This window comes from Streptomyces sp. DvalAA-14, from assembly GCF_900091855.1.
In the GTDB taxonomy this organism is placed as follows: Bacteria; Actinomycetota; Actinomycetes; order Streptomycetales; family Streptomycetaceae; genus Actinacidiphila.
Map to the genome: position 1 here is coordinate 22,277 of NZ_FMCH01000340.1, position 17,805 is coordinate 40,081.

Below are 17,805 nucleotides of genomic sequence, written 5' to 3' on the forward strand. Positions count from 1 at the left end.
ATGGAATTCGCCTACGACGCCCGCACCGAAGAGCTGCGCGCCCGGCTGGGGGCCTTCCTGGACGAGCACGTGTATCCGGCCGAGGCCGTCTTCGCCGAGGAACGCGAGCAGGCGGCGGGCGACGCCCGCTGGTCCGCGCCGCCGATCGTCCGCCGGCTCAAGGCCGAGGCCAAGGCGCAGGGCCTGTGGAATCTGTTCCTGCCCGGCGAGCACGGCGCCGGCCTGACCAATCTCCAGTACGCGCCGCTGGCCGAACTCACCGGACGGAGCCCGCATTTGGCGCCGCCGGCCCTCAACTGCGCGGCCCCCGACACCGGCAACATGGAGGTGCTCGCCGAGTTCGGCACCCCTGAGCAGCGCAAGGAGTGGCTGGAGCCGCTGCTGGCCGGCGAGATCAGGTCGGCCTTCGCGATGACCGAACCGGATGTCGCCTCCTCCGACGCCACCAATATCGAGACGCGCATCCGGCGCGACGGGGACGCATACGTCATCAACGGTCGCAAGTGGTTCATCTCCGGTGCGATGAACCCCGATTGCCGGATCCTCATCGTCATGGGCAAGACCGATCCGACCGCCGAGCGGCACCGCCAGCAGAGCCAGATCCTGGTGCCGCGGGACACGCCCGGGGTGGAAGTACGGCGCGGGATGCGGGTGTTCGGCTTCGACGACGGCGACCACGGCGGCCACGCCGAGGTGGTCTTCCACGACGTGCGGGTGCCGGCCGAGAACATCATCGGCGAGGAGGGCGGCGGATTCGCCATCGCCCAGGCCCGGTTGGGGCCCGGCCGGATCCACCACTGCATGCGGCTGATCGGGATGGCCGAGCGGGCCCTGGAGCTGATGTGCCAGCGGGTCACCGGCCGGATCGCCTTCGGCAAGCCGATCGCCGAGCAGGGGGTGATCCAGGAGTGGATCGCCGAAGCCCGGGTGGAGATAGAGCAGTTGCGCCTGCTGGTGCTCAAGACCGCCTGGCTGATGGACACCGTGGGCAACCGGGGCGCGCACACCGAGATCCAGGCCATCAAGATCGCCACGCCGGCCGCTGTCCAGCGCATCATCGACCGCGCTGTGCAGGCGCACGGCGCGGGCGGCGTCAGTCAGGACTTCCCGCTGGCCCAGCTGTGGGCGGCGGCCCGCACCCTGCGGCTCGCCGACGGCCCGGACGAGGTGCACAAGCGCTCGCTGGCCCGGCGCGAGCTGAAGAAGTACGCCCGGACCTGACACACCGGCCGGCAACCGGACGTGCGGGAGGGCCGAGGTCGCCCCGGCCCTCCCGCACATCCCGCCGATCGCCGCCCTTCAGCTCGGCCCGTCGGGGCTCAGGGCACCACGACCAGCCGGCCCACGGTCGTCCCGTCGGCGACCCGCTGGACCGCGTCGGGGACGGCGTCGAAACCGATCCGCTCGCTGACGAAGGGCTTCACCGTGCCCTCGGCGGCCAGCCGGAGCAGTTCCTCGTGGGCCTGGTGCACCGCCACCGGGTCCTGGACGTTGTAGAGCCCCCAGTGCAGCCCGAGGATGGAGTAGTTCTTGACCAGGGCGTGGTTGAGGCCGGGGGCCGGGACGGTCCCGCTGGCGAAGCCGACCACCACGATCCGCCCCTCGAAGGCGATGCACTTGGTGGAACGGGTGTAGGCGTCGCCGCCCACCGGGTCGTAGACGACGTTGGCGCCGCGGCCGGCGGTGGCGTCCTTGACCACGGCGACGAAGTCCTCGCGGTGGCGGTCGACCACGAGGTCCGCGCCGAGTTCGCGGGCCGCCTTCGCCTTGTCCGGGCCGCCGACCACCCCGATCACGGTGGCGCCCGCGGCCTTGCCGAGCTGGACGGCGGCGCTGCCCACCCCGCCCGCCGCGGCGTGCACCAGCAGGGTCTCGCCGGGGCGCAGCGCGGCCCTGCGGTGCAGCCCGAACCAGCCGGTCTGGTAGCCGATGTGCAGGGCCGCGGCCTCCGCGTCGTCCAGCGCCTCGGGGGCGGGCAGTACGCCCTGGCCGGTGACGACGGCGTATTCGGCGAAGGCCCCGCCGGGCAGCAGGGCCGGGGTGATCACCCGGGCGCCGGTCTGCACGCCGGTGACGCCCTCGCCCAGGGCGACGACCTCGCCGCACATCTCGACGCCCGGGGTGAAGGGCAGCGGCGGCTTGATCTGGTACTCGCCGCGGCACAGCATCGCGTCGGGGAAGTTGATGTTCGCCGCCAGGACCCGCAGCAGCACCTCGCCGGGGCCCGGCCGGGGGGTGGGCACCTCGTCGAGGCGCAGCGCCTCGCGCGGCTGTCCGGTCTGGTGCACGCGCCATGCCTTCACGTGGGGACTCCCGGTGGTGTCAGTGCTGCCGGACCGAGGCCAGCAGCAGGTCGGAGAACTCGGCGGCGACCGCTTCGGCGGACAGCGGGCCGTCGGCGTGGTACCAGGTGCCGAGGTGGTGCACCGAACCGAAGAAGAAGTCGACCACCAGGTCGGGGCGCAGATGCGCGCGGAAGTGCCCGTCGCGCTGGCCCTCCTCGATCAGTGAGCGGAAGGTCTCGTGGTAGCGGCGGCGTTCGGCGCGTACCGCCTTCTGCTTCTCGGGGCTGAGCTGGTGCATCGAGCGGAAGAAGATCTTGGTGTCGTCCAGGTTCTCGATGCTGGTGACCACCACGTCCGCGGCGGCCTCGGCGAGCCGGTCGCGGACATCGGTGGTGCGGGCGGCGATCGCGTCGAGGCGCTCGGTCTGCAGCCGCAGCACCCGGCCGTAGATCTCGTGCAGCAGATCGTCCTTGGAGCCGAAGTAGTGGTACAGGGCGCCCTTGGTGACGCCGGCCGCCTCGACGATCTCCTGGACCGAGGTGCGGTCGTAGCCGCGGCCGGCGAACAGCCGGGTGGCTTCGGCGAGCAGCCGCTCGGGCACCGCGGCTCCGCTGCCGGAACCGCTGCCGCCGCTGCTGCCGCTCGTCGCGTTGCGTGCCATGGCCTGCCCTCTCTCCGTGCCCGCCGGCGGTCCGTGCCGGCCGGCATCCCGACCGGTACGGACCCTATCCGGCCGAGGTCTTGAGCTCACGCCGCAGGATCTTGCCGGTCGCGGTCTTCGGCAGTTCGACCAGCATCTCGACCTCGCGCGGGTACTTGTACGCCGCCAGCCGCTCCTTGCAGTACGCGATGAGTTCGGCCGGTTCGGCGCTGGCGCCCGGCCGCAGGCTGACGTACGCCTTGACGCTCTCGCCGCGGTAGGAGTCCGGGACCCCGACGACGGCGGCTTCGCGGACCGCCGGGTGGGTGTAGAGGACGTCCTCGACCTCGCGCGGCCAGACCTTGAAGCCGGAGGCGCTGATCATGTCCTTCTTGCGGTCCACGACGTAGAGCCAGCCGTCCTCGTCCATGAAGCCGATGTCGCCGGTGAGCAGTTCCCCGCCGGGCAGCGCCGCCGCCGACTCCTCGGGCTTGTTCCAGTAGCCCGGTACGACCATCGGTCCGCTGACCGCTATCTCGCCGGATTCCCCGAAGGGCACCTCGGCGCCCTTGTCGTCGAGGATGCGGATCATGGTGCCGGGCCCGGGCACGCCCACCGCGAGGGTGCCGGACTCCGGGTCCACCGGGGCCTCCCGGCCGGGCGGCACGCTGGCGCAGGGGGCGGTGCACTCGGTGAGGCCGTAGCCGTTGGCGAGGTAGAGGCCGCCGGAGCGGATCCGGAAGGCCTCCACCACGGCCGGCGGCAGCGGCGCGCCGCCGGAGGAGATCAGCTGAAAGGACGCGAAGTCCTCGGCCGTGGCGTCCGGCCGGGCCAGCAGCGCCATGAACGCGGTGGACGGTCCGACGGTGTAGACCGGCCGGTGCTCGCGGAACGCGTCGAGGACCACACCGGGCTCGAAGCGGTAGGCGAGCGCCACGGTGTGGCCGGCCGACAGGGCCGCGGCGAGCTCGCAGACCAGGCCGGTGATGTGGAAGAGCGGGGCCAGCGCGAAGACCACGGCGTCGGCGGGGAAGTCCTGCACCCGGACCTGGCGGTGGGCGTTGAAGGAGATGTTGCCGTGGGTGTTGATCGCGCCCTTGGGGCGGCCGCTGGTGCCGGAGGTGTAGCTGATCAGGGCGGTGTCCCCGGAGCGCGGCAGGGCCACGTCGGGGCGGGGTCCGGCGGCGGCGCGGGCGGCGGTCAGCACGTCCTCGGCGTCGTCGGCGGGCCGGCGCCCGGCGGTCAGCACCCGGGGATCGTCACGGGTCTGCAGGTCCAGTTCGCTGGCGGTGAGGGCGATGCGGACCGGCGAGAGCGCCGCTGTGGCGCGCACGTAATCGTGCCAGGCCCGCTCGGAGCAGACGATCGCGGTGGCCCCGGCGTCGGCCAGGATGTGCGCCAGCTCGCCTTCCTTGTACATCGGGTTGACCGGGACGACCGCGCCGCCGGCCTTCCAGGCGGCGAGCAGCGCGATGACGAACTGCGGCACGTTCTGCAGCATGACCGCGAGCCGGTCGCCGGGGGCGAAGCCGCGGTCGGCGAGACGGCGGGCCAGGCCGTCGGAGAGCGCGTCGAGTTCGCCGTAGCTCACGGTCCCGTCGAAGTAGCGCAGCGCCGGGCGGGCGGGGGCGCGTTCGGCGGCTTCGAGGAAGCTGTGCAGGACGGACGGCGGGTTCTCGACGTCCTCGAGCTGCTCCTCGGTGAAGTGCTTGAGCCAGGGCCGGTCGGCGTAGCGCATCATGCCGATTCCCCTTCCTGTGCCGGGTCTTGTCCGTGGTCTTGTGCCGGGTCCTGTGCGTGGTCCCGTGCGTGGTCCTGTGCGTGGTCCTGTTCCGGGACGAGGCCGGCCCGGGCTTGCGCCAGGCGGGCTTCGAGGGTGCGCTGGAGCTTGTTCATACCGCGCAGCCAGCGTTCGGGTTCGGCCGCGCGCGCCGCGTAGTAGCCGGCCACCTCGGGGTGCGGCAGGATCAGGAAGCGGTCGGCCGCGATCCCGTCGATCACCGCCTGCGCCACCTCCTCGGGCTCGATGGCGTTGGGGGCCAGGACGAGTTCGCCCGCGACGCCGGCCCCTTGGATCATGGCGGTGCGTACGCCCTGGGGGCAGACCGCGTGCACATGGATGCCGCGGTGGCGGTAGGTGAGCGAGAGCCATTCGGCGAAGGCGAGCGCGCCGTGCTTGGTGACGGAGTACGGCGCCGCGCCGATCATCGTCAGCAGTCCGGCGGCGGACACGGTGGACACGAAGCGGCCCTCGCCGCGCTCCAGCCACGCGGGCAGCAGCGCCCGGGCGGCGCGGACGTGGCTCATCACATTGACGTCCCAGGCCAGCTCCCAGGCGGCGTCGTCGGCCTCCGGACCGCCGCCGGTGCCGACTCCGGCGTTGGCGCAGAAGATGTCGATGCCGCCGCCGAGCGCGTCGAGCGCTTCGGGTACCGCGGTGGAGGCGTCACCCGGTACGGCGGCGCCGCCGATCTCGGCCGCGACCCGGCGGGCGGCGTCGGCGTCGAGGTCGTTGACCGCCACCCGGGCGCCCTCGGCGGCGAATCTGCGGGCGAGGGCGGCTCCGATGCCGCCCCCGGCCCCGGTGACGACCACCCGGGCGTCGCGCAGCGCTTCCACGACCACGACGTGTCTCCTTCGACTCGACGGCTACCGTACGCCCCCGTTTTCCGGTCCGGCCCATCGCATACTAAGCGGTCGGTCACCCGATGCGTAAGAGGCGGGCGGCGGGACGCGCCGCAGGCCGGGTCCCGTGGCTTCCAGGACCCGGCCCGCGGGCGTCGCGCGTACCCCGGGGTCAGCGGTGGCCGGGGAACTCCACCACCTGCTGGAAGGTCGGCCGGTTCTGCCAGCCGATCCGGTCGTCCCCGATGCCGCCCAGCGGCCGCTGGACGATCGAGTCGGCGCACCACTGGTCGCCGGCCGCGCACCCGGTGTCGTCGCCCGGGTAGACGGTCGCCGCCGGGGTGGCCGCCGCCTGCTTCAGGGTGGACAGCAGCATGTCACGGCAGGCGGACAGCACTCCGGCGCCGCAGTAGCGCTGGCCGAGCGGTCCTTGGACATTCTGCCCGAGCACGGATCGCAGGTCCTTGTCGGTGTACGACCACCAGCCGTACTGGAACGAACTGCCGGCGTGCGAACCGGTCGGTCCGTGGCCCGCGGACGGCGACTCGTCGATGGTGAGGTCGGCCGCCAGCGCGTTGTACAGATCGCTGCCGAGCCCGGGCTGGAACTCGCCCTGGACCAGCAGCGGCCACCAGGCGTCCATCACCCGGACCGCGTCGGCGTTGGCGTAGGTCTGCGAACCGGTCGCCGCCGGGTGGCGTTTGGCACCCGCCGCCAGCCAGGTCGTCAACTGCTGGACGGCGGTGGCCTCCTGTGGATCGGTCACCGGCGCGGAGCCGATCACCTGGAGCAGGTCGGGCAGCACGTCCTCCCCGCGCAGGTCGGTCAGCGCGGCGTCCTCCATCGCCTTGGCCAGCGACGAGCGCGTCACCCCGCCCGCCTTGACGAGCGCCTTCACCCGGTCGTTCAGCAGATCGGCGCGGTGCACCGAGCCGTTGCCGAAGGTGGCCGAGGTGTAGCCGGGGGCCTGCTTGTTGTTCCAGGAGACGTAGTAGTCCTGGTCGACGGACTGGGGGTGCTGCGCGGGAGGCGTGTAGGTGGCGGTGTTGTACGTCGGATCCCAGCCCTGCCAGTCGTACTGCGCCCGCGCCCAGACCGGGAACGAGGCGTCGACGCCCGCCGCCCGTACCGGATTCGTCCCACTGTTGTAGTAGGCGGTCTGCCGGGAGTCGGCGTAGAACCAGTTGAAGGTGTAGTTGATGTCGCGCGTCGCCAGCTGGAAGGAGGCGGCGTCGTGCACGAAGCCGGGGTCGTTCAGCTCCTGGAAACCGATGATGGAGTCGGCCTCGTGCCGGTAGGAGCTGCGCAGTTGGGTGTACGCGACGGCTTTCCCGCCGACGGTGGCCCGGTATTCCACCGGTCCGTACGCGGTTCTCCACACCTGCATCCGGTAGGAGCCGGCCGGCGTGGAGTCGGCGAGGGTGGGCGACCAGGAGTTGGTGCGCTCCAGCTTCTCCATCGGTACGCACTGGCCGTGGAAGAGGTAGTGCGTGGAGTCCTGGCAGAGTTCGACCGCGTAGGTGTCGGTGACGTCCTGCGAGGCGGAGGTGGCGCTCCAGGCGTAGTCCTGGCCGCGGCCGAGTTCGATGTACATCCCCAGGCCGGCGAAGGACGCGCCGCGGGCGCTGATGCCGGGGCCCTGGAGTTCCTGGAGCATCAGCAGCTGTGGCGCGAAGTAGCCGGTCTGCGGGCCGAACACGGCGACCGGATGGCCGCTCGCGGTGTGCGCGCCGCTGACCACCAGGGCGTTGGACATGCCCTTTGCGGGTTGGTCAGCAGATCGGCCGGCAGCACGCCCAGGCTCTTGGTGGTGGCCTGGGTGGCGCCGCCGGTCGCGTCGTAGACCAGCGGTTCCGGCACGACCGAGCCCGGGTCGGGCAGCGCCTCGCCCTGCGGGTTCGCCGGCTTGCCCGCGTACGGGAAGCTGGAGCCGTCGTGCACGGTCGCGGTCGCCTCGGGGTCGTCGCGCTCGCGGAACGACTCCCAGACCTGGGTGCCCTGGGTGACGCCGTACTTCTGCTGCGCGGCCAGCAGCGACAGCGCCGACTGCACCTCGCCCCCGCCGCCGGTGCCGAACAGCGCGCCGACCACGGAGGCGAGCGCGATCAGGTCGGTGAGCTGGAAGGGGTCGATGGTGCCGGCGTTGGTGATCGCGTCCACATGCCCGGTCAGCACGTATTCGCCGGGGAAGTAGCGCCCGTTCTTCGAGGCGGTGATGTAGGCGTTGATGCCGTCGACGTACGACTGGGCGTCGGCCAGCGCCTGCTGGCCGCGCGGGCCGCTGTTGTTGGCCAGCCAGTCGACCTGGGACTGCAGATCGGCCTCCGTGTAGGGGGCCTGCCGCCAGAACTCCTGCTCCAGGCCGCGGTTGGCGGCCGCCCCGCCGGCGAAGGACGACAACTCGCCGCGCCCCACGTGCCGGAAGAGGTCCATCAGCCACAACCGGTCCTGGGCGGCGGCGTATCCGGCGCCGAACTCGGTACCCGCCCGGGTGGAGCCCTTGATGTGCGGGACACCGGTCTTCTTGTCGCGGGTGATCGTCACGTCCGAGCGCGGACTGATCACCGAGGCGACCTGGCCCGAAGGCACCCCGAAGGACGAGTCGTTGAAGAAGCTGGTGATGGTCGAGTCGGTGAGGTTCTGGTATCCGTCCGCGAGGGAGGAGTAGGGGCCGAGCTGGTCCATCGTGTGCGCGGGGCGCGTCCCGAGCGCCTTGTTGGCCAGGATGTCGGCGAGGGTGGCGTTGCCGTTCTCGCCGGGCGGCAGGATGTCGGCGCACTGTCCCGCGCAGTAGTCGGTGACGGGGTCGGCGGCACGGGCCAGTGGCAGCGGGGCCACCAGGGTGGCGGCGAGGGCCAGTAACGCGGCCGCGGTCGCCGTTCTCAGCGTGCCGATCCGTCGTGGGGTCCGTAGCGGCATGTCTGCTCCTTCCGGATGCGGGTTCGCCGGAGGTTACCGCCGGTACGCCGACCCCGGAAGATGAACATACGTCATANCTTTTTTACCGGCTGGTCGGGGCGCTCTCCCGCGGCTCTTCCCGCCGGCCGGCGGTGGCGCTCTCCCGCAGCACGAACACGCCCCACCCGAAGTACCGCCGGATCCAGGTCAGATGCGTCCGGCGGGCATGCTCCAGGAACGCCCGCATGTCGGCGGCGTCCGGGTGGTCGCCGGGCACCGACCGCAGCCAGTCGGAGACGGCGAACCACTGCTCGGCCGCGTACCGGTCCCAGCTGTCACCGTCCGCCAGCACCATCTCGACCAGTTCCATCCCGGTGGCCTCGATCCGGTCCAGCGTCCCGGCCAGCGAGGCGTGGTCCTCGGCCTCCACCCCGATCTCCTCCAGCGCCTCCTCGGGCGGCGGCTCGGTCCAGTACGGCTCGCCGATCAGCATCAGGCCGCCGGCCCGCATCGCGGGCCGCAGCAACCCGATCGTCCCGGCCAGGCCCTGCCCGATCCAGCTGGCGCCGATGCAGGACACCACGTCGAAGGCGCCGTCCGGCGCCCGGTAGGCGCCCGCGTCCCCGCGCTCGAAGTTCACCCGGTCGGCGACCCCGAGTTCCGCCGCCCGGTCGCGGGCCGCGGCCAGGAACACCTCGCTGAGGTCGACGCCGACCCCGCCGATCCCGTAGCGCTCCGCCCAGCGGGTCAGCATCTCCCCCTTCCCGCAGGCGAGATCGAGCTGCCGCTGCCCCTCCCGCAGCCGGCAGATCCGGCCCAGGAGCATCAACTTCTCCTCGGTGTACGGATTGAGGATGCGGTGGCCGGACTCGGCGATCTCGTGGTGGCGCAGGCTCATGCGGTTCCCTACGGGGGTGCGGGTGGCCGGCTCCGGGATGGGGCCGGTCGCAGGCATGCTGCCTGATTCGGCGGGGCAGGTGCCAGCGCGTGCCGCGAGAGCGGCGGCGCGGCGGCCGGGATCGGCGGCGCGGGGCGCAGGATCGGCGTCGCGGGGCCCGGGGCCGGGCGGGCCGATCGACCGGCTTTCGGCGGCTCGGCGGCTCGGCGGCTCGGCAGCTCGGCAGCTCGGCGGCTCGGCGGCACGGCGAGGGATTCTCGGCGGGCTCCGGGGGCCCTCCCGGGGTCGGAGGTGCGTCCAGCTGTTGGAGGCGTGTCCAGGGGCTGGCCGCTACCGGTCGGTAGTGCGAGGATCGCGCCGACGACGCGCGAGCGGGACGAAGGGGACAGCCATGGGCGAGTTGCACGATCTCACGGCGGTGGAGCAGGCGGCGGCGATCCGGGCCGGCTCCGTGTCGCCGGTCGAACTGACTGAGCACTACCTGGCCAGGATCGACCGGCTGGACGCCACCCTCGGGGCCTTCATCACCACCACCCCGGACATCGCCCGCAAACAGGCCGGCCAGGCCGAGACGGTGGCCCTGGCCGCCCGCCGCGAGGACCGGGGGCTGCCCGCGCTATACGGAGTGCCGGTCCCGGTGAAGGACCTCAACTTCGTGGCCGGCGTGCGCTGCACGCTGGGCAGCGCCGCGTACGCCGACCATGTGCCCGACACGGACGACCACGTGGTGACCCGGCTGCGGGACGCCGGCACGATCCTGCTCGGCAAGACCAACACCCCGGAATTCGGGCTGCCCTGCTACACCGAGAACCGGCTCGCGCCGCCGGCCCGCACCCCGTGGGACCTGACCCGTTCCGCGGGCGGCTCCAGCGGGGGCGCGGCGGCGGCGGTCGCGGGCGGCCTCGCACCCATCGCCCAGGGCAGCGACGGCGGCGGCTCGATCCGCATCCCGGCCTCGGTGTGCGGGCTGTTCGGGATCAAGCCGAGCCGGGGCCGGGTCAGCGCCGGCCCGGTGCAGCACGACGTGAGCGGGCTCAGCGCCTCGGGCCCGATCGCCCGGACGGTGGCCGACGCGGCGGCGCTGCTGGACGTCCTGGCCGGGCCGATGCCGGGCGACCCCTACGCCGCGCCCTCGTTGCCGCCCGGTGAGACCTTCTCCTGCTACGCGACCCGCGAGCCCGGCCGGCTGCGGGTGGTGGCACTGCCCGATCCGCCGGTGCCGGGCGTCTCGCTGCATCCCGACTGCCGGACGGCCTTCGACTCCGCCGCGGAGCTGCTGCGCGAACTGGGCCACGAGGTGGACGAGCTGGCGCTGCCGGTGGACGACTCGATCAAGAGCGCCTTCGAGGCGGTGTGGGCGGTCATGGCCACCGTCTACCCGGTGGCGCCCGCGGACGAGGCGTCGCTGATGCCGCTGACCCGCGGGCTCCGGACGGCCGGCGGCCAGATCACCGGCCCGGCCTTCGCCGCCGCGCTGTACGGCTTCCGGGCGCTGGGACAACTGGTCGCGGACGCGCTGCTGTCGTCGTACGACGTGATCCTCACCCCGACGCTCGCCCAGCCGCCCGCGCCGATCGGTGGCCTGCGCCACGACGAGGACCCGGCGGCGGAGTTCGAGGGGCTGGCGCACTTCACACCCTTCACCCCGCTCTACAACGCCACCGGGCAGCCGGCGGTCAACGTGCCGCTGCACTGGACCGAGCAGGGGCTGCCGATCGGGGTGATGCTCGGCGGGCGGTACGGCGACGAGGCGACGCTGATCTCGTTGTCGGCGCAGTTGGAGCAGGCCAGGCCGTGGGCTGGGCGGCGGCCGGAGGTGTGGGCGTAGCCGGGGTGGGCGGGACGGGGCGGTAGGGCAGAGGGGCGTGCGGGACGGGGGGAAGTGTCGGCGCGGGACGGGGGCGTGCGGGACGGGGGAAGTTCCGGCGCGGCGGCGGCGCGCGTTGACACGCGGGGCCGCCGGAATCATGCTGAGCAAGCGCTTGGTAACCCGAAATCCAGGAGGTCCCCACCATGTCGGAGCAGCCCCGCGTCTTCGCCTCGCTCGATGAACTGCGCGCCGCCGTGGGCGAAGAACTCGGCTGGACCGACTGGCTGGAGATCGACCAGAAGCGGATCGACCAGTTCGCCGAGGCCACCGGGGACCACCAGTGGATCCACGTCGATCCGGAACGGGCAGCGGGTGGTCCGTTCGGTACGACGATCGCGCACGGCTTCCTCACGCTGTCCCTCATCCCGTCGCTCACTCCGCAGCTCTTCCGGGTCGAGGGAGTGACGATGGGCGTCAACTACGGCGTCAACAAGGTCCGTTTCCCGGCCCCGGTACCCGTGGGCTCCCGGGTGCGCGGCACCGCGACGGTGGCCGAGGTGACCGAGGCGGGCGGCGGGGTCCAACTGGTCACCCGGGTGACGATCGAACGAGAAGGCGGCGACAAGCCGGTGTGCGTCGCGGAGACCGTGGCGCGCTTCTATCTGTGAGCCGGCCGCCCGGTCATCCAGGTGTCGGACGGTCCGGCGCCCGGCGGACCATCCGCAGCACGAGGTCGGCGTAGAGCTCGCCGACCTGGTCGGGAGTGCGCCGGCCGTCGGGGTTGAACCAGCGGGCGACATCGATGCACAGCGACAGCACCGCGAGCGTGGTCCCGGAGACATCCGGTACATCGAACTCGCCCTGTGTCACGCCGTCCTTGATGATCGACCGGATCGCGGCCTCGCTGCGGCGGCGGAGCGCCACGATCTCGGTGTAGTGGTCGGGGCCGAGCGCGCCCAGCTCGTACTGGACCACGCGCCCGGTGGTGTGGTGCTCGGCGTGCCAGCGGACGAAGACCCGGACCGCGCCGGCCAGCCGCTCGGTGGCGGTGCCCTCGGCGTCCCTGGCTCCGGCGAGCAGGGCCAGCGAGCGCTGGTGGCCGACCTTGCTGATCTGGTAGAGCAGCTCTTCCTTGGTCTTGTAGTGGATGTAGAGCGCGGCAGGGCTCATCCCGGCCCGGCTCGCGATGTCGCGGGTGGTGGTGGCGTGGTAACCGCGCTCGGCGAACGCCTGGACGGCGGCGACGACCAGCCGCCGGGCGGCGTCGGGGGCGATGTCGGCCCAGGCCCCGGCCGGCTCGCCTGCGGACGGCTCGCCTGCGGACGGTTCGCCGCCCGTTGCCGCTTCCGTACTCATCGCACGCTCCTCCCGCCCGGTCGGCCGGCCCCGGTTCATTGACAGGGCCACACCCTACCTGGCGGGGTGAGCAAGCGCTTAGATGCCCGGCGGGAAGCGGGATCGGGTGCGCGATCGGCACGTCGCGCGGCCCGTCGGTGGGTCGGCCCCCGGGGGCGGCCGACGGGGCGGTCGGTCAGAAGGCCGAGACGCCGGTGAGCGCCCGGCCGATGAGCAGCTTGTGGATCTGGCTGGTGCCCTCGTACAGCGTCATCACCCGCGCGTCGCGCAGCAGCTTGCCCGCCGGGTATTCGTCGATGTAGCCGTAGCCGCCGAAGACCTGGAGCGCGTTGTTGGCGCAGCGCACCGCCGCCTCACTGGCGTAGAGCTTGGCGGTCGAGGACTCGGTCGCGAAGGGGAGCCCGCGGTCGATGTGGTCGGCGACCCGCCAGGTCAGCAGGCGGGCGGCGTCCACGTCCACCGCGATGTCGGCGAGCAGTTCCTGGACGAGTTGGCGCCCGGCGATGGGTGTTCCGAACTGCTCGCGCTGCCCGGCGTAGGCGACGGCGGCCTCCAGGCAGGCCTGGGCGATGCCGACGCAGCCAGCCGCGACCGACATCCGACCCTTGGCCAGTGCCGACATGGCCACCGAGAAACCCTTGCCCTCGGGCGCGAGCAGCGCGGTGGCGGGCACGCGCACCGCGTCGAGCACGAGTTCGGCGGTCGCCTGCCCGCGCAGGCCGAGTTTGCCGTGGATCTCGCGGCGGGTCAGACCCGGGGTGTCGGTGGGCACCAGGAAGGCGCTCACTCCCTTGTGGCCAGGGCCGCCGGTACGGGCGAAGAGCAGCACCACATCGGCCCAGGTGCCGTTGGTGATGAACATCTTGCTGCCGCTGATGACGAAGGCGTCGCCGTCCTTGACCGCGCGGGTGGTGAGGTTGGCGGCGTCGGAGCCGGTACCGGGTTCGGTCAGGCCGAAGCAGCCGACCGCCTCGCCGGAGGTGAGCCGGGGCAGCCAGGCCCGCTTCTGGTCCTCGCTCCCCCAGTGCGCTATCGACTTGGCGACCAGGCCGAGCGAGACCGAGACGATGCCGCGTACCGACGAGTCGCCACGGCCCAGTTCCTCCGTGACGAGGCAGTAGGCGAGATGGTCCCCGCCGGAGCCGCCGTAACGCTCGTCGATGGTCAGGCCGAGGAAGCCGACCGCGCCGAGTTTCTTCACGATCGCCCGGTCCACACTCTCCGCCCGGTCCCAGGCGACCGCGTTCGGGGCGATCTCGCGGTCGGCGAAGTCCCTGGCCAGCGTCTTGACGGCGGCCTGCTCCTCGGACAGTTCAAGGTTCACCGCGCACCCGCCCCTTCTCACCCTCGATCGACGGACGGGAGCCCGTCCCGGAAACTACCACCGCTAGTTTTCTGGCGGCAGCCTCTACTATGTGCCGCATGGCCCGCCCCCGCAAGCCCCTGCTGAATCGCGACCGCATCGCGCAGGCGGCGCTCGCCCTCATCGACGCGGAGGGCCTCGCCGCCCTGTCCACCCGGCGGCTCGCCGCGGAGCTCGGGGTCAGCGGACCCTCGCTCTACAACCACTTCGCCACCAAGGAGGCGATCCTCGATGCGGCCGCCGACACCGTCGTCGCCCAGGTCGATCTGTCGATGTTCGGCGGTCGCGGCCCCGGCCCCGGCGCCGGCGCCAACGGCACACGAGACAGTGGGGCCGGCGCGGGCAGCGGTGCGTCCGGCGGGGACTGGCCCGACGCGCTGCTGGCGTGGGGGCGCTCCTACCGGGCGGCGCTCGCCGACCATCCGCACATCGTGCCCTTCCTGGCCACCGGGCCCGGGCTGCGGCCGGCCGGACTGCGGATGGCCGACGCGGTCTTCGGCGGGATGGTGGACGCCGGCTGGCCGCCCGCCCACGCGACCAGGATCGGCGCCCTGATGCGCTACTTCGTCACCGGGTCCGCACTCGGCTCCTTCGCGGGCGGCTTCGTCGGGGACGCGGCGGCCTACGATCCGGCGGACTATCCGCACCTCGGGCAGGCCCACTTGCTGGCCGGCCACCGGGAACAGGTGGACCTGGGCGCCTTCGAGACCGGCCTGCGCGCCCTGATCGACGGGCTGGCCCTCCAATTTCAGGTGCTGCGCACCGCGGACCGCTGACAGGATGTCGGCCATGCCACCCTCCGGAGAAGGACTCGTCCAAGTCGACTATCAGAAGTACGACGGCACCCTGCACTGGAATCTGCGGATGCGGCGCCTCGGCGAGGACGAGCACGGCGTCTGGCTGGGCCTGCCGGCGGACAGCGTGATGCGCAAGGGGCACAACCCCGAAGTGCCCCTGCCCGAGGCCCACGTCGTCCTCATTCCCCGGGGCACCTGGTGGACCGCCGTCTTCAACGCCGCCCCCCGCAGCACCGAGATCTACTGCGACATCACCACCCCGCCCGAGTGGCCTTCCCCGGACCGGGTCACGATGATCGACCTCGATCTGGACGTCCTGCGCAAGCGCGGCGCCCGGGCCCCGATCCTGGTGGACGAGGACGAGTTCGCCGAGCACCAGGTCCGGTACGGCTACCCCGCCGAGGTGATCACCGCGGCGCAGGCCTCCGCGGACTGGCTGATGACGGCGGTCGCCGAGGGCACCGGGCCCTTCGGCGGGGGGCACGAGCGGTGGCTGGCGCTGGTCGAGCAGGGGTGAGGACGCCGAGGAGAGCGCGGGCGCGCGGCCGGGCCGGCCGGGGGCGGTGCCGCCGGGCTCAGAAGACTATGAGCGCCCGGCCGCCCCGTCCGGCGGTCATCGCCTCGAACGCGGCCGGTATGCCGTCCAGCCCGATTCGATCGGTGACCATCCCGGACAGATCCAGCCGGCCGGCTCGCACATGCCCGGCGATGACGGGCAGATCCTTCGCCGGGTCGCAGTTGCCGTAGACGCAGCCCGACAAGGTCCGCCCGAAGTAAAAGAGCTCCAGCGCCGAGAAGCTCACCTGCTGGTCCTGGCCGCCGATGCCCACGACGGTCGTACGGCCGCCGCGGCGGGTGGCGGACCAGGCGGTCCGGATGGTGTCGGCCCGGCCCACGCACTCGATGGCGGTGTCGGTGCCGTAGCCCCCGGTGAGCTTGCGGATCCGCTTGGCGGTGTCCTCGCCCGCGACCACGAAGTCCGTGGCACCGGCCGCCCGGGCCAACTCCTCCTTGCCGGGCGAGACGTCGACCGCGACGATCTGCCCGGCGCCCGCGATCCTGGCCGACTGCAGCACCGCGAGTCCCACCCCGCCGACCCCGAACACGGCCACCGACTCCCCGCTGCGGATCGCCGCCGAATGGTGCACCGCGCCGTATCCGGTGAGCACCGCGCAGCCGAGAAGCGCGGCGTCGGTCAGCGGAATCCCCTCGGGCAGCGGCAGAACGGCCGCCGCGGCCACCACGGTCTCCTCGGCGAACACCGCTGTGCCCAGACCCGGATACAGGTCGCCTCCTCCTGCGGCGAGCTTCGCGTACGGCGCTGCCGCCGCCGAGCCGGAGTTGGCACACAGCCAGGGTTCGCCCAGGCCGCAGAAGTGGCAGGATCCGCAGGCCGGCGCCCAGTTCAGCACCACGGAGTCGCCCGCGGCCACATGGTCGACCCCCTCCCCGACGGCCACCACCGTGCCCGCGCCTTCGTGGCCGAGCACCGCAGGGAAGGGCTGCCGCAAAGTGCCGTTGGACAGCGACAGATCGGAATGGCAGACGCCGGCCGCGGCGAGCCGCACCCGCACCTGACCGGGCCCGGGGTCCGGAAGCTCGATCTCGGTCACGGTCAGCGGGGCGTTCACAGCGGTCAGGACGGCGGCGCGGACCACGAGGACTCCTGGGCGTTGTCGGGACGGGCGTTACAGGGACAGGTCGGTGCGTGGACCGGGGCATTCGGCACCTCGGCCCGGGAGGCGGTCGGCCTCCGGTTCCGGCGTGCGCTGCCGGCCCGCGGGTCGCGGGTCGGCGGCGCACGGCGCGGCGCGAGACCCGTCGGCGGGACGCACCTCGGTGTGGCGCAGGCCGGCGGCGCGCAGGTGGCCGGCGTGGATCAGAACTGGAGGGACTTGGTCTGGAGGTATTCCGCCAGTCCGTGCGCCCCCAGCTCCCGGCCCACCCCGGACTGCTTGTATCCGCCGAAGGGCGCCAGCGGATTGAACCGCCCGCCGTTGATGTCGACCTGCCCGGTGTCCATCCGGCGGGCGAAGGCGACAGCCGCGTCCTCGTCGGCGCCCCAGACCGCGCCGGCCAGTCCGTAGACCGTGCCGTTGGCGATCCGCAGCGCGTCCTGTTCGTCCTCGTAGCGGATGAGGACGACGACGGGGCCGAAGATCTCCTCCTGGGCGATGGACATCTCCGGCCGGACATCGGCGAAGACCGTCGGCCGCACCCAGTAACCGGTGGCCATGCCCTCCGGTGTCTCCGCGCCGCCCGCGACGATCCGGGCGCCGTCCGCAACTCCTTGCCGGATGTAGCCCCGCACCCGCTCGCGCTGTCGAGCGTTGACCACCGGGCCGAGCCGCTCGCCGGGCACGTACTTGGCGGCTGCGGCGGTGGCGATCTCCACGGCCTCGTCGTAGCGCTCGGCATCGATGAGCATCCGGGTCCAGGCGCTGCAGGTCTGGCCGGAGTTGGCGAAGACATTGGCGAGGCCGACGTGGACGGCCCGGGCCAGATCGGCCCCGGGGAGGATCACGTTGGCGGACTTGCCGCCCAACTCCAGGGCGACACGCTTCACGGCGCCGCCCGCCGCCGCGCCGATCTTCCGGCCCACGGCCGTGGAGCCGGTGAAGGACACCAGGTCGACGTCCGGGTGCTCGGCCAGCGCCTGCCCGGCGACCGGACCGAGGCCGGTGACGAGATTGAACACGCCGGCCGGCAGCCCCGCCTCGTCCAGGATCGTCGCGAGCAACTGCGCCACCAGCGGGGTGTCCTCAGCCGGCTTGAGCACGACGGTGCAGCCTGCGGCGATCGCCGGCGCGGCCTTGGCCACGATCTGGTGCAGCGGGTAGTTCCAGGGTGTGATGGCGCCGACCACCCCCACCGGCTCCTGGAACACCCGGGAATTGCCGACCCGCTCCTCGAAGGGGTGCTCGGCGGCCAGCACGGCGAAGGAACCCATCACGGCGGTGGGCAGATCGGCGTGGACCGCGGTGGCGAAAGCCGGTGGCGCCCCGAGTTCCGCCCCGACGGTATCGGCGATCTCCTCGCGCCGGGCGACCATCAGCTCGCGGGCGGCGGCGAGCACGGCGGCGCGCTCGGCCGGGTCGGTCGCCGCCCAGCCCGGCAGCGCGGCGCGGGCGGC

At 72.7% G+C, this 17,805-nt stretch carries 14 protein-coding genes and 1 pseudogene; 5 read left to right on the plus strand and 10 right to left on the minus strand.

Going from position 1 to position 17,805, the window contains the following annotated elements; genetic code table 11:
* Positions 1-1,221 (plus strand): acyl-CoA dehydrogenase family protein, encoded by a 1,221-nt coding sequence (locus GA0115240_RS17285; RefSeq protein ID WP_093737562.1) that lies wholly within the window; start codon positions 1-3, stop codon positions 1,219-1,221.
* A 98-nt stretch (positions 1,222-1,319) separates the two neighbouring features.
* On the opposite strand, the gene GA0115240_RS17290 is transcribed toward GA0115240_RS17285, so the two are convergent.
* The 6 genes and pseudogenes from GA0115240_RS17290 to GA0115240_RS17315 form a co-directional block, all read right to left on the minus strand.
* Positions 1,320-2,303: an NADPH:quinone oxidoreductase family protein gene (locus GA0115240_RS17290; protein ID WP_093737563.1), complete on the minus strand. Its 984-nt coding sequence runs from the start codon at positions 2,301-2,303 to the stop codon at positions 1,320-1,322.
* Between the two features lie 19 nt (positions 2,304-2,322).
* On the minus strand, positions 2,323-2,946 hold the full coding sequence (locus tag GA0115240_RS17295) for a TetR/AcrR family transcriptional regulator (protein WP_093737564.1): 624 nt from the start codon (positions 2,944-2,946) through the stop codon (positions 2,323-2,325).
* Between the two features lie 64 nt (positions 2,947-3,010).
* Positions 3,011-4,666 carry an AMP-binding protein gene (locus GA0115240_RS17300; RefSeq protein WP_093737565.1) on the minus strand — a complete coding sequence of 552 codons (1,656 nt, stop codon included), beginning with the start codon at positions 4,664-4,666 and terminating at the stop codon, positions 3,011-3,013.
* A complete protein-coding gene (locus tag GA0115240_RS17305) occupies positions 4,663-5,544 on the minus strand; it encodes an SDR family NAD(P)-dependent oxidoreductase (RefSeq protein WP_093737578.1) in 882 nt (293 codons plus the stop codon). Before GA0115240_RS17305 ends, GA0115240_RS17300 begins: the two co-directional genes overlap by 4 nt.
* Before the next feature lie 178 nt (positions 5,545-5,722).
* Positions 5,723-8,469 (minus strand): annotated as a pseudogene (locus GA0115240_RS17310) (penicillin acylase family protein).
* 82 nt (positions 8,470-8,551) lie between these two features.
* On the minus strand, positions 8,552-9,346 hold the full coding sequence (locus GA0115240_RS17315; RefSeq protein WP_093737566.1) for an SAM-dependent methyltransferase: 795 nt from the start codon (positions 9,344-9,346) through the stop codon (positions 8,552-8,554).
* 391 nt (positions 9,347-9,737) lie between these two features.
* Here GA0115240_RS17315 and GA0115240_RS17320 point away from each other — a divergent pair, with 391 nt between their 5' ends.
* Positions 9,738-11,174, plus strand: a complete 1,437-nt coding sequence (locus GA0115240_RS17320) for an amidase (RefSeq protein WP_093737567.1) — start codon at positions 9,738-9,740, stop codon at positions 11,172-11,174.
* Positions 11,175-11,359: 185 nt separating this feature from the next.
* On the plus strand, positions 11,360-11,824 hold the full coding sequence (locus GA0115240_RS17325) for a MaoC family dehydratase (protein WP_093737568.1): 465 nt from the start codon (positions 11,360-11,362) through the stop codon (positions 11,822-11,824).
* Between the two features lie 13 nt (positions 11,825-11,837).
* Here the strand turns inward: GA0115240_RS17325 and GA0115240_RS17330 are convergent, their stop codons facing one another.
* A complete protein-coding gene (locus GA0115240_RS17330; protein WP_093737569.1) occupies positions 11,838-12,512 on the minus strand; it encodes a TetR/AcrR family transcriptional regulator in 675 nt (224 codons plus the stop codon).
* Between the two features lie 175 nt (positions 12,513-12,687).
* A complete protein-coding gene (locus GA0115240_RS17335) occupies positions 12,688-13,836 on the minus strand; it encodes an acyl-CoA dehydrogenase family protein (protein ID WP_093737570.1) in 1,149 nt (382 codons plus the stop codon).
* A gap of 98 nt (positions 13,837-13,934) precedes the next feature.
* Between GA0115240_RS17335 and GA0115240_RS17340 the strand changes: the two genes are divergently transcribed.
* Together GA0115240_RS17340 and GA0115240_RS17345 are read left to right on the plus strand one after the other, a co-directional pair.
* On the plus strand, positions 13,935-14,651 hold the full coding sequence (locus GA0115240_RS17340; protein WP_093737571.1) for a TetR/AcrR family transcriptional regulator: 717 nt from the start codon (positions 13,935-13,937) through the stop codon (positions 14,649-14,651).
* Between the two features lie 13 nt (positions 14,652-14,664).
* Entirely contained in the window at positions 14,665-15,189 is a 525-nt protein-coding gene (locus tag GA0115240_RS17345) for a DUF402 domain-containing protein (RefSeq protein WP_093737572.1), read from the plus strand.
* A gap of 58 nt (positions 15,190-15,247) precedes the next feature.
* Here GA0115240_RS17345 and GA0115240_RS17350 read toward each other — a convergent pair whose 3' ends face one another.
* Positions 15,248-16,330 carry a zinc-binding dehydrogenase gene (locus GA0115240_RS17350; protein WP_093737573.1) on the minus strand — a complete coding sequence of 361 codons (1,083 nt, stop codon included), beginning with the start codon at positions 16,328-16,330 and terminating at the stop codon, positions 15,248-15,250.
* Between the two features lie 221 nt (positions 16,331-16,551).
* The coding region (locus GA0115240_RS17355; protein WP_093737574.1) for an aldehyde dehydrogenase family protein at positions 16,552-17,805 on the minus strand (1,254 nt) is incomplete at its 5' end.

Coding starts and splice junctions, on each gene's coding strand:
- GA0115240_RS17285 (WP_093737562.1), top strand. CDS start 1: ATGGAATTCGCCTACGACGCCCGCACCGAAGAGCTGCGCGCCCGGCTG.
- GA0115240_RS17295 (WP_093737564.1), bottom strand. CDS start 2,946: ATGGCACGCAACGCGACGAGCGGCAGCAGCGGCGGCAGCGGTTCCGGC.
- GA0115240_RS17300 (WP_093737565.1), bottom strand. CDS start 4,666: ATGATGCGCTACGCCGACCGGCCCTGGCTCAAGCACTTCACCGAGGAG.
- GA0115240_RS17315 (WP_093737566.1), bottom strand. CDS start 9,346: ATGAGCCTGCGCCACCACGAGATCGCCGAGTCCGGCCACCGCATCCTC.
- GA0115240_RS17320 (WP_093737567.1), top strand. CDS start 9,738: ATGGGCGAGTTGCACGATCTCACGGCGGTGGAGCAGGCGGCGGCGATC.
- GA0115240_RS17325 (WP_093737568.1), top strand. CDS start 11,360: ATGTCGGAGCAGCCCCGCGTCTTCGCCTCGCTCGATGAACTGCGCGCC.
- GA0115240_RS17330 (WP_093737569.1), bottom strand. CDS start 12,512: ATGAGTACGGAAGCGGCAACGGGCGGCGAACCGTCCGCAGGCGAGCCG.
- GA0115240_RS17340 (WP_093737571.1), top strand. CDS start 13,935: ATGGCCCGCCCCCGCAAGCCCCTGCTGAATCGCGACCGCATCGCGCAG.
- GA0115240_RS17345 (WP_093737572.1), top strand. CDS start 14,665: ATGCCACCCTCCGGAGAAGGACTCGTCCAAGTCGACTATCAGAAGTAC.